General features: G+C 44.4%; 7 protein-coding genes. 3 read left to right on the top strand and 4 right to left on the bottom strand.

The window, feature by feature from the left end; all coding sequences use genetic code 11:
• Window positions 1-138 precede the first annotated feature (138 nt).
• Window positions 139-2,661 carry a transglutaminase domain-containing protein gene (locus IFU39_RS28090; RefSeq protein WP_192136058.1) on the top strand — a complete coding sequence of 841 codons (2,523 nt, stop codon included), beginning with the start codon at window positions 139-141 and terminating at the stop codon, window positions 2,659-2,661.
• 73 nt (window positions 2,662-2,734) lie between these two features.
• On the opposite strand, the gene IFU39_RS28085 is transcribed toward IFU39_RS28090, so the two are convergent.
• From IFU39_RS28085 to IFU39_RS33110, 4 genes are all read right to left on the bottom strand, one after another.
• A complete protein-coding gene (locus IFU39_RS28085) occupies window positions 2,735-3,730 on the bottom strand; it encodes a hypothetical protein (RefSeq protein ID WP_192136056.1) in 996 nt (331 codons plus the stop codon).
• A gap of 256 nt (window positions 3,731-3,986) precedes the next feature.
• The gene (locus tag IFU39_RS28080) at window positions 3,987-4,889 is read right to left on the bottom strand and encodes an SDR family oxidoreductase (RefSeq protein ID WP_192136054.1); all 903 of its coding nucleotides are present in this window, start codon (window positions 4,887-4,889) and stop codon (window positions 3,987-3,989) included.
• A 294-nt stretch (window positions 4,890-5,183) separates the two neighbouring features.
• Window positions 5,184-6,563, bottom strand: a complete 1,380-nt coding sequence (locus IFU39_RS28075; protein WP_091019689.1) for an amino acid permease — start codon at window positions 6,561-6,563, stop codon at window positions 5,184-5,186.
• A gap of 228 nt (window positions 6,564-6,791) precedes the next feature.
• Window positions 6,792-10,928 carry an S-layer homology domain-containing protein gene (locus tag IFU39_RS33110; RefSeq protein WP_244661139.1) on the bottom strand — a complete coding sequence of 1,379 codons (4,137 nt, stop codon included), beginning with the start codon at window positions 10,926-10,928 and terminating at the stop codon, window positions 6,792-6,794.
• Between the two features lie 317 nt (window positions 10,929-11,245).
• Here IFU39_RS33110 and IFU39_RS33470 point away from each other — a divergent pair, with 317 nt between their 5' ends.
• Both IFU39_RS33470 and IFU39_RS28065 read left to right on the top strand, forming a co-directional pair.
• Window positions 11,246-11,611 (top strand): DUF6713 family protein, encoded by a 366-nt coding sequence (locus IFU39_RS33470; RefSeq protein ID WP_341072432.1) that lies wholly within the window; start codon window positions 11,246-11,248, stop codon window positions 11,609-11,611.
• Window positions 11,612-11,683: 72 nt separating this feature from the next.
• On the top strand, window positions 11,684-12,676 hold the full coding sequence (locus IFU39_RS28065; RefSeq protein WP_192136052.1) for a DUF4003 family protein: 993 nt from the start codon (window positions 11,684-11,686) through the stop codon (window positions 12,674-12,676).
• Window positions 12,677-12,703: the final 27 nt, after the last annotated feature.

The following is a 12,703-nucleotide window of genomic DNA, read 5'->3' as shown; positions in this document are numbered from 1 at the left end:
GCAAAGGATGTCAGGAAATTAATAGGAGGTTTAGCCGTTAAGAGGATTGAGTATGGGTTTTAACCATATCTGATAATCTTTCGGTGTGTAGAAACGTAGCTATTTGAACAACTCAGAAAAACAAGAAAGCGGTGTATCATGAAACGTCTATTTTTTATTATGTTTGCGCTCACCCTGTTACTGGCTGGATGCCAGAGTACTGAGCAGGAAAGCAGTCCGTCCGAGAATAATCCTACAGAAGTCGTAGAAGGTTCTACCATTTTAAGTTTGAAGCAGAAATACGGCTCCGAATCGGAACAAGCGATTATGCCGATGTACAACGTAGCTCAGGATGAAGAATTTACGTTCAAGTTTAAAGCAGATTTACGTAAAAGTAACCTGCGAGCTAGTGACATTATTAGTGTACATACCGATATTAAAGCACTCAAAGCAAGCGATGTATATGCCATTCCAGAAACAAACGACAATAGTGTTTCTATTAAACCTCTTGGATGGGGCGTTTTAAGTTCAGATTCCATGATGAACAAGGATCAAAGTTCTTGGGGCGGTGCCCCCATTTATTACATTCGTCTGAATTATGATCCGGATGCTGAGAAGCTAACACTACTCGATCAGCCCATCATTATTCCGTTTACAGTGAAATCGGAGTTACCCGTACCTAACCTAAGATACGAAATTGACAAAGATAGACGGTTCAAGTTGGTCTGGGACAAGGTTGAAGGTGCCACCGAATATAAAATTTATAAACGTTCTGACCTAACCAACTTCGATACCAATGTACCTCTAACTGGCGCAGAGGACGCTTTCAGTAATAGTCTGCCTTTAGATATTGCGGTAACGACAGAGACGTCTTTCAATGATTTTTTGAGAGACGGAAAAGGCGGGCTAGGCACTTATAATGAAATGATAACTACCACTCAGAACCATGGTATACGAGGAGAATATTATGTCACTGCAATCGGCGGAGGCAAAGAATCCAATTTTAGCAGAGGTGTCCCTACAGCTCCGCTTGCTTCCCAGTTACCAACATCTCTGAAAGAACAATTGTATAGGGAGAAATTAAAGAATATAGATGTACTTCCTCAGAAAGCAACAGTTGAGTACAATGACGGCTCTCTAGCTCGTGAAACCATTGTCTATGATACCAAAAGCGTAGAAATTTCAGAGTTCAATGAGACGAATATTCCTTTTCACGTTAAAGGAACAGCTTTGAAAAGTTACGTACGCGTAGAAAATGTGACCCAAGCAGACCTGGACAAACTTGCTCAGCAAACCGTAGCCGATTCCAGCAACGGACTGGTGGAACCAAAGAATGACACACCTTACGTTCCTGCACCTGATGTGCCAACGATCATTAACAATCATGATGCACCTGAGTCTGCAACGGAAACAAAAGAAGCACCGGCTTCGGAAACTTCAACTCCAGAGTCTACAACCGATACTGGAACGTCAGAAGATGCAACTGATCCTCTATCTACTGAGGCTTCCGATGATACTTCTGATACTTCTTCAGATATGGCTTCTGAGGAAGCTTCCAATGAAGCACCTGCTCCAGCTCCTGAAGCTGTAGAAGACAACCTGGTAGATGAACAGAAATCTAATACACAGCAAAATGTAGAACAAGGTAATCAGGAAACTGTGCCCCAGCCTGCTACAGGCGATGCAATGATCAATGCAGATTCCGCATTGGAAGAAGTTTTGGCGAAAAACATGATTGCGGCACAAGATAATATTTCGTTAAAAGCTTTCCCCGAAGCTCAAAATTTCACGACACTCTCGGATGTTGTCCTGAAAGTGATGTACCAGAATCCATTGATTCTTGGTGTGGAAGGTTTCGAATACAACTATGGTACGCTTACCCTTTCGATTCATTACAATGAATCGGCTAGTGGTATCCAGAAGAAGCAAGATGAGATTATTGCCAAAGCAAACGAAGTGGTGGCTTCCATTATCAAAGAGGACATGAACGAAGACGAGAAACGAAAAGCCATCTACGATTATCTGAACGATAACGCGAAGTATGATGATGCAGCACTGGAGAGTGCGGAACAGAACAACTTTAAAAATGTCGATCCGCAATTCAATGACTCGTTTACCACATACGGTATTCTGGTCAAAGGTGTTGGGGTATGTGCCAGTTATGCTTCCGTTTACAAATTGCTCTCCGATCTCTCGGGACTGGAAAGCATCGTTGTAACGGGCGCTTCCAGCGGCGTTCCACATGCATGGAACAAGGTCAAGATCGGGAACGAATGGTTCCATGTCGATGCCACCAACAACCTGACGAACTCAGGCATCCCCTACTTCCTGTATAATGCCAACGATGAGACTGCTGCCAGCCAGAAAACGATAGCTGATCAAGATTATTGGCTTGACTCCGAGCTTGCGATGTTTAATGGCAAGAGTGATGCCAATGATTATTATGTGCAGAATGATCTCGAAGTCGCATCCATTAGTGAGTACAAAACAAAGGCGGAGAGTGAACTTAAAAAAGGAGAGAACCGGGTCATCCTCCGATTTGCCTCACCTGTTGATTCTAATGAGCTGATGACAGCTGCTGGCGAAGCCCTCGCTGCAGTGGATGAAGCCCTTCTGAATACGGCACAATTGGCCACGCTGGGTAGTTATGCCATCCTGGACCCGAAACCAGAACAGAAGTAAATTTATTATTACACAAAAATCCCCTTTGCTTTACTACAAGCAAAGGGGATTTTTGGTCTGTTATTGGATGGCTTCAAACCAGTGATTCAACCTGTTGCAATCTGGTAATAAAAGAAGAAATAAAAGCTTTCTCTTTCATGAGATTCTCTTGCAATCTCTCACTTATTTTACTAAGTGTACTTGCATCACGCGTTATATTGTATTTCAGAACTATATTTCTCAATTTAAAGTAGTCCTGTTTCAGAACAGTGCTTAATTCCATAAAGGCTGTATCTGGCTTAATGATTGATTTCTCCATTAAATAAGATAAACGTAACTCCATTAGTAGCTTATGTTCATACATAAGATGAAAGACTCGTGAATCCAATGCTTCTCCAACTAGGGCTGCCTGCTCAATGTCGGTAAAGATGCGTTGAATGGCTTGCATTCCAAAATCGTATTTCTGATCTCTCACCAAGTCATATGTCTCGCTTGAGTTAAGATAGTTTTCCATCGCCGTTATAATCTGCTCCACATGAATTGCATAGTTAATATTCTGGATAGGCTTGAGAAATCTCACTTCTGTCCAAAAACTGTACTCATTAGACATGGTCCAGTAGCCTTTCTCAAGTTCATCCAGACTACATACGGTTTGTATGAATTTACCATCATCTAGATTATCAGCAATGTATATCAAATTTTGATCCAGGTCATACCCGTACACCAATAATTCGTGCATGAGATGTTCTTTTTGATAATAGTCTGTACACGCAAGGTAGTATCTATCTGCATAAATATATAGATAATACCCCATATCTATCGCTTCCGTAATCACTTGCTTAAGTGATGTTCCCCATTTGCTAATCACAATTTCTTGTGGCAGGTTGTAAAAGGAAATTCCCGGACAGGTACTTAGCAGAAACTGATGAGAATCAAACGAAAAAATTCCCCATCCATGTGCATATCTGATTTGTATAAAGTTATTGAAAATCCATGGCCATAAATCTTCGTGCATAACGGATGTTAATGTCCCATATGATGTGTACGTGCTTATGACAGGGTCACCTAGTTTAAGTACATTCTTGGCCATTACAGAATTCCTCCTTCGATTCCTAGGCATAGTGTATTGATCTGAACAGATTCATTGTATAAGCAACGCACTCTCAGAGCTGGGAGAGAAGATCATGTTCTTGAATATATTACCATGTACCTTTCCTGTTTTATATAAGAACGCTTTCATATATAAAAATATTTTATTTCTCTCATCTTAACGACAAAAAAGAGGATACCGCCCCCAATATGGAGACCGTATCCTCTAATACCCTGATCGGATTACCTAAAACTATTTACGGACTAACCGTACCGCCATTTGCATTCAGTGTCTCGCCGCTCACATAGCTGGATTCCTGGCTTGCCAGGAACACAAATGCCGGAGCCATCTCGGCAGGTTGTCCTGCCCGACCAAGCGGTGTATTGGAGCCGAAATCAGCCAGCTTCTCGACTGGTTGTCCACCCACGACCTGAAGTGGTGTCCATACCGGGCCTGGTGCAACAACGTTGACACGAATCCCTTTGCTACCCAGCTGTTGCGCCAGCGCTTTGCTGAACGTGTTAATGGCTGCCTTCGTTGTCGCATAATCCAGCAGGATTGGCGAAGGTTTGTACGCCTGAATGGATGATGTGTTGATAATGGAGCTGCCCGGTTTCATGTGTTTCACAGCTGCTTTGCAGAGCCAGAACATGGAATAGACATTTGTTTTGAACGTTGCATCGAATTGCTCGGTAGTCAGATCCGCAATCTGCTCTACAAACTGCTGTTTACCTGCCACGTTAGCGAGGATATCAATCCCGCCAAGCTCTTTTACCGCAGATTCAATGAGTTCTTCACAGTATTTCTCATCCTTCAGGTCACCTGGCATCGTGATTGCTTTGCGACCGGCTTCCTCAATCAGCTTCACAACTTCTTGCGCATCTGCTTCCTCTTCCGGAAGATAAGCCAGAACAACATCTGCACCTTCACGGGCAAACGCAATCGCTGCCGCCCGGCCAATTCCGCTGTCAGCCCCGGTCACAACTGCTTTGCGTCCCGTTAAACGTCCGCTGCCTTTATAACTTTTCTCACCCGCATCGGGGACAGGGGTCATCTCACGCTGGAGCCCCGGCTCATCCTGTTGCTGTTTCCACTCCGTTGTAGCCTTCGGATATTGTGTCGTTGGGTCTTGCATGGTGTGCTGGTCTTGATTAGCCATGTTCAATTCCTCCTTGGTTATTTATATTGATCAGTACGATCACAGAAGTTGTTTTCTTAAATGTTGCACTCTTTCCTTTGTAACCGAGTTGGGCGTTATTTAAACTAAGCTAACCAGATTCCCTGACAATCGTCTAAAATTGAATCTCTGAGATTTGAGAGTTTATAATCAAGCATGGATTCTCAGATAAAAAAATGCACTCCCTGAATGACGCTGAATCACCCTCAGGTTCTCCAATCGTTTCAAGGAATGCATGGTTGATATTACGATATAAGTTGATTTTTGAATATTAGACTAGCGATCTTCGCCGCCATCTATCCGTTGTCTTTTTCCGATGCCAAATGCGAAATATCCAGCCACCACGATGGCCATAAACGTAGCTCCAACTATCAGAGGCAAGCGCGTATCCGGGTTAAACGCCATACCAATAATGACGAGAATCAGATACACGATGATAATGTAATTGCTGATCGGGAACCATTTGGACTTGAAGTTATGATCCGCCATCTCGTTGCCCCAACGCTTTCTGAATCGGAACTGGCTGAACGCCAGCGCGAACCATGGAACCATACCCGGAAGAACACTTGCACTGTAGATGTACAGGAACAGCTTGGAGTCCGGCATCAGGTAGTTCAGCACAACCCCAATCAACAGCAAGGAGATTGTAATGACGATACTGTTGCGGGGAACCCCGCCTTTGGACAGCTTTTTGAAAAAGGCAGGTGCCTGCCCATTCTCAGCCAGCGTGTATAACATCCGTCCTGCACTGTAGATCCCGCTGTTGCATCCAGACATGGCCGCCGTGAGTACCACAAAGTTAATGATCCCCGCTGCAGCAACAATACCAACCTTGGCAAAGGTGAGCACAAACGGGCTACCCGTCTCGCCTACCTCGTTCCAAGGGTACAGGGTTACGATAACAAATATAGCTCCAACATAGAAAATAAGAATACGCCACACGATATTTTTGATCGCTTTACGCAAGGTGTATTTCGGATTCTCCGCTTCGCCTGCTGTAATACCGACCATCTCCACCCCTTGATACGCAGCCGTTACGATACACAGTGCAAATAGGAAACCTTTGATGCCTCCAGGGAAGAATCCGCCATGACTGAACAGATTCGACAGCCCGATTGGCTGTCCTCCGTTCCCCCAGCCGAAGAAGATGAGCCCGGTTCCAATAACGATCATGGCTACAATAGCCGTCACCTTGATCATCGCAAACCAGAATTCAAATTCCCCATAGAACTTCACCGCCGCCAGATTTGCCGCCGCAATGATCAGCACCCCAGCAAGTGCAGGCAACCACTGCGGAATATCCGGGAACCAATACCCGACATAGATGCCAATCGCCGTAACTTCCGCCATACCCACCGTAACCCACAGGAACCAATAACTCCAGGCGGTCAGAAATCCGGCAAGCGGACTAATATATTTGTGAGCAAATGTTGCAAACGAACCCGTGACCGGCTCTTGAATCAACATTTCCCCCATAATGCGCATGACAAAAAAGATAACGATACCAGCCAATAAATAAGCCAGCAGCACGGATGGACCTGCCCATTTGATCGTACTTGCCGATCCCATGAACAAACCAACGCCGATTGTACCTCCGAGTGCAATCAGCTCTACATGGCGGGGCTTTAGCCCTCTAGATAGTTGCTTTGATTCCAAACGATTCTCCCCTTTTCTTGTGTACAGCTTCCTGATGTAATCTTTAATTTTCACATTCACATTAACGCAATGCAGAATTACTTCACCAAATTGTACGAGATGTGCCGCAGAAATACAACAAAGAATGTGAGGAAGACCCGTTAAACAGAATTTTCTACATGAAAAAGAGGCCTCCTAATTATGTCCTCACCTGACATGATTAGGATAACCCCCGATGATTAATTGCAATCAGATTAATCCTGATTTTTGGAGAAGCCGCTCAACAATTGCAGCCACTTCAGCTCTTGTAATATATGCCTTGGGTGCGAGCTTACCATCACTTCTACCTGAAAAAATACCCGCTTGTATGCTTTCAGCTATACCCTTGTTTGCCCATACAGACGATTCTGATATATCGATATACTTTTGAAGCTCGGTTGATCCCGATTGAACGGGAAGCTTTTCTTTTAGTCCTGTAATGTCCATGGCTCTTGCCATAATATTCATGGCCTGCTCCCGTGTGATTTTGTCGTCAGGACGGAAAGTTCCATCTCTGAAGCCATCTAGTAATTGATATTCATAGGCCGTATTGATTGCGCGACTGTACCATGCATCGGCAGCTACATCCGAGAATACGTTCTTGGATGAATCCAATTTCAATCCCAGGCCACGAACCAATACCATTGCAAATTCTGCCCGGGTAATATCTCGTTCTGGGGTGAACATACCTTCGCCTGTCCCTTCCATCACCATGCGAGAACCCATATCATTCACTTCGGCTTTAGCCCAGTGAGTTTGCATATCCTGGAATTGGATCGGATTCCATACAATGGAGTACGTACTGTTGGATAGACTGTTTACCTTGGCATAATAATTCGTATCATTTACAACGATTTGAGTTGGTACGTGACGAACTGATCCATCCGTGTCGATGACTACACCTGTCGTGATTCGGTTGGGATCTACTCCCTCAGGAATAGCTATCGTTCGTTCAACATATGCATTGAAATGGGTAATGTTAATCGTACGATTAACATAAATGCCGCGTACTTCAAAATTATATGTTGGGGCAACAAGTGTAAATCTGTTTTTTTCAGTCGCATCTGTTATTACCCGCAGCATCTCTGCTCCAGGCGTCGAGATCTCAATTTGAATCAGAATATCTTTGAGATTAATTGACTGCCCCAATTGATTGGACAGCGCTTGGATATTGATTTGCTGAGAAGGTAATGTATAGGTCGCAGACGGCGTTTGAATTTTCAGAGTTGCCTTTTTATCCTCCATGCTCTTGATCATCTGGCCATTTAGTTCCCCAATGACAACATCAGATTGTTTATTTAACAGAATGGTGACCGTAGCTCCATTTCCTTCAGCTGTAAGCTTTTCATCCAGCTTCACGGAATCTACCGTTATTGTGGTTACACTTTGACTATTTCGCTCACTTGAAGTTGCTGATCCGATGTTTTCCAATTTCCCGTTGACCATTACATCCACACCTGAATTTCCTGGGTTTGGAACTTGAGTTCCTGATGTAGGTGGCTGGCTTGGATTCGTATTGCCTCCACTACCGCCAATACTTCCTCCGCCACCGGTATTGCCGCCATTACCTGTTGGTGCTAACGGGACGATCGCATTGGATAGTAACGAAGACTCACTACCCCCTGCTTGATTCTTTGCTTTCACTGTAAACGTATAGCTCGTTCCGTTGGTTAATCCCGTGATGATTATTGGGCTACGTGTTCCAGTCACGACTCTATTATCTGGTAGAACATTCACCTCATATGACGTTACGGCACTTCCTCCATTGTCTGTTGGAGGATTAAAGCTAAGGGTAGCCTGTCCGTTACCAGCGACTGCTATTACGGATGATGGTGCTTCTGGAACTGTTAGTGGAGTTGCACTTGCCACATTAGACTCCGCACTCAAGCCACCCAATCCGCCTGCTTTCACCATAAAGAAATAAGTGGTTCCATTAATCAGATTTTCTACACGATAGTTCCCATCCGTCACGGTGGTAATTGCGTTACTGCTAAATTGACCGGATACTGTTGATAAATAAACTTCGTAATATGTCGCTCCCGGCACATTACTCCAAGTCAGCTGAACCTGCCGATCTCCAGGGGTTAATACCAAATCCTGAGGATTGGCCGGCGCGTTTGGCAAGTTGATCGCTTGAACAACTTGGAATGTCTGGTCCAGCATATTGTCCGCGGATATACGAAGCGTCGCAGTATAAGTGCCTGCTGGCAAACCATCTTTAACCTTCACTGTGAAGTTGGTTTCAGCCCCTTGGTTAAGGGTAGACACTGTAGGTTGTGTTACTTCAAAATCCGACCCATTCGTCCCACCAGATATTACCTCCAAGTTAGTCAATGTACCAGTACCAATATTTTTCACGATATTGGTTAATGTTTCTTGACTACCCGAGGCATAGCCCTGAATCAATGCTGCTGGGGTTTGATCCGCAATATTCTCAATGACATACGTTTGTGCTTGTTGAATGACAACTACAGCAATATTGCTTGTCATCGTTGCAGTCTTCATTCCATTTATACCATTGTTGGTGTTGGTCACGATTACATAATAGTAGATCGTTCCCTCACTTGTCGTTGGGGCGGCATATGTTGAGCTGGTTGCCGCATTGATGGGCGTACCGCCTGTTGTACTGTTGACCGTATTGCTATACCACTGGTAGCTCAATGTTCCTCCATCACTGATCGTAGCGCCTACGCTCAGCGTTGGACTACTCGCTCCCTCGTCAACGGTGGCGTCCGCTGGCTGTGTGTTAATCGTCGGGGCTGCTGCATCGATTAGCGCACTCACCGTCACTTGGGCCGCATTGCTCGTCGTCGTTGCAGTCTTCATTCCATTTACACCATTATTGGTGTTGGTCACGATTATATAATAGTAGATCGTTCCCTCACTTGTCGTTGGCGCGGTATACGTTGAGCTGGTTGCCCCGCTAATCAACGTACCACCCGTGGTGCTGTTGGTGGTATTGCTATACCATTTATAACTCAACGTGCCCCCATCACTAACGGTAGCGTTTACACTCAGCGTTGGACTGCTTGCTCCCAAATTGGCCGCTTCATTGGCTGGCTGTATGTTGATTGTTGGGGCTGCTGCATGAACCAGTGCATTTACCGTTACATATACCGCATTACTCGTCGTTGTTGCGGTCTTCGTTCCATTTACACCATTGTTGATGTTGGTCACGGTCACATAATAGTAGGTCGTTCCCTCACTTGTCGTTGGCGCGGCATACGTTGAGCTGGTTGCCCCGCTGATCAACGTACCACCCGTGGTGCTGTTGGTGGTATTGCTATACCATTTATAACTCAACGTGCCCCCATCACTAACGGTAGCGTTTACACTCAGCGTTGGACTGCTTGCTCCCAAATTGGCCGCTTCATTGGCTGGCTGTATGTTGATCGTTGGGGCTGCTGCATGAACCAGTGCATTTACCGTTACTTGTGCCACATTGCTCGTCGCCATTGCGGTCTTTGTTCCATTTACACCATTGTTGGTGTTGGTCACGATTACATAATAGTAGGTCGTTCCCTCACTTGTCGTTGGCGCGGCATACGTTAAGCTGGTTGCCCCGTTGATTGCCATACCACCCGTGGTACTGTTAGCCGTATTGCTATACCACTGATAGCTCAATGTTCCTCCATCACTAGCGGTAGCGCCTAGGCTCAGCGTTGGATTGCTCGCCCCCACATTGGCTGTTTCATCTGCTGGCTGGATGTTGATCGTTGGGGCTGCTGCAGAAACCACAGCATCATCAAGCACAATGTCATTAATACCATGCCAACTGTTCTTATCTGTCGAATATAGAAGAACCAAGTCCACATTATCGAAATCTTCATTTAATGAAACATGTTTAGAGTGATAATCTGCAATTAATTCGTCATTTATGAATGAGTGGGTTGCAACCTTTGCTCCATCGCGATATCCTTCAATCCTAAGGTTTATTGGTCCTTCACCCCAGTTTGAATAAAAGAATCCGTTAATTTGGAATTCGGAAGCATCGCTTGTTCTAATCCCCATCCCTTTCCAACCAATATTAATATCAGTTTCATAAGTGGTCAAAAAAGGAAACCAACCATCTGCCTCTGTATCTGCAAAAATGAGATTTCCCGGCATCATAGTTCCACTAACATCACTAATATTGAAAAATTGAAAAACCTTCCCAAGAATATCTGTTGAGCCACCTTCACCATCTTCAGCGATCCCGTCAGTCCAGGCACTACTATCAGTTGTTGTAGAAAACGTTACTGTTGTCGGGGCCGCTGCTGATGCAGTTCCCAACCATTGACTCCCGATAAATCCATTGGTTACAAATAATATGAGGCATAAAAACATGAGTGAAACTCTCTTGTACATGATCACTGAACTGTTAATGTTCATCCGTTCCTTCCTCATTCTGGAGTGAGCTACTGTCTGAAGCAACGCTTATTTGATCAGCCTCCCATGAATCAAAATACCTATCAATTGACATTATTCGACACTTCACACCATAATCCTTTAGTACATTAAATAATGAAAATATTTATTTTTTAACCAGCCCTCTAAAACTACGATCATTCATCGTTAATTCTCCCCTAGAATTTTCTCTGACAATAGATATACCTGAAACCATCAGAGGGCTATTTCGTATTGATTATCTTGATCATATTACATTGAATAATAGGAGACTTTACATGCCTGACTTTTTACTGGTTTTATTTTTGTTTAACCTGTCTCTCTTTCTGCTTCACGAAATGGATGCCATCAGGCGGTCCGAATGGAAATTATTTATGGTGTTAAAAGATATGGAAGATGATAAAGCCTATAGGTATTTCACTTGGATTCACCTGCCAATGTATACCATCATCCTCTCTCTTCTTTTTAGCCCATATCAGACCATTACATTTTGGGTGCTGGATATCTTTTTCATCATACATACCGTATTACACTTCTTTTTCGAAAAACATCCTCGAAATGAATTTAAAAACGGGTTCTCCAGATCATTGATCTACCCTATGGGAATAATCGCTTTAATTCATTTGATATCCCTAATCATCTAATCTGTTTACACCGACGGAATGAAGGAAGCTGGAAAGGTATTGTTGAATAACAGTGAATATGGAGGTGTGCCCATGCAACAATCTCATGCAGAACGAGTTGAATTATTTGTTTCCAACACCCAGATCATCAAGAAGTCGTTCAAATGGCAACATGCGATGATGCAACGTCTGGCTGCCCTGCTCTATGCAGCGGAGAATAAAACAGCGGATGGGGAAGCTATTCATCAAAGCCATGAGTTGATTAAGCTAAACACAAAACTCTTCTCTGCATTCAGAGGTAATTCGGCCATTAGCATTGCTACCATGCTCTCCCTTACAACGGATGGGGACACAAAGCTGGCAGATACCCTGCATGTCTATGATTTGATGAAAGAGATCAAATTCCGCAACTCTGATTATCTGGTTATTGCCGCCTATCAGATCGCTACTCAGACATCACCTGACCAGTTTCAACCTACGGTGGAGCGGGCCAAATTATTTTATGATGGCATGAAAGCAGAGCATCGTTTCCTCACTGGACAGGATGATTACATTTTCGCTGCCATGTTAGCCCTTTCCGATCTCGAAGTAGATACCGGTGTGGCACGTATGGAACAACTTTATGGCGAATTAAAACCGGAGTTCTCTTCCAGAAACAGTGTGCAGGCGTTAACACAGGTCCTGGTTCTTGGAGAGGATGTCCCGGATGCAGGGGCTCGAGTGATTGCCTTAAATGAAGCTTTTCGCAAAAGGAATCTTCGAATGGACAAAACGTATACGTTAGCCTCTCTCGGAATACTTTCTCTACTGCCTTCGGACAGAGAGTCATTAGTGGATGAAGTCGCGGAAACAAATGACTGGTTACGGACTCAAAAAGGCTTCGGTGCCTGGTCAATCGACAAACAGGAGTTGCTCCTGTTCTCGTCTGCTCTGGTAGCCATACAATATGTAGAGGATCTGCGCAACGGTGTTCTAACCACAACCATCTCAACCAGCATCACAAACATTATTATTGCCCAGCAGGCCGCCATGGCCGCAGCTGCTGCAGCATCGGCTGCTGCCGCTTCTTCATCATCATCCAACTAATAAGTGCCACTGTTTCCTTCAATATAA

This window comes from Paenibacillus sp. CFBP 13594 (assembly GCF_014842675.1).
Taxonomy (GTDB): Bacteria; Bacillota; Bacilli; order Paenibacillales; family Paenibacillaceae; genus Paenibacillus; species Paenibacillus amylolyticus_B.
The sequence above is the reverse complement of the archived record's forward strand: the minus strand, read 5'-3'. Positions and strand labels throughout refer to the sequence as shown.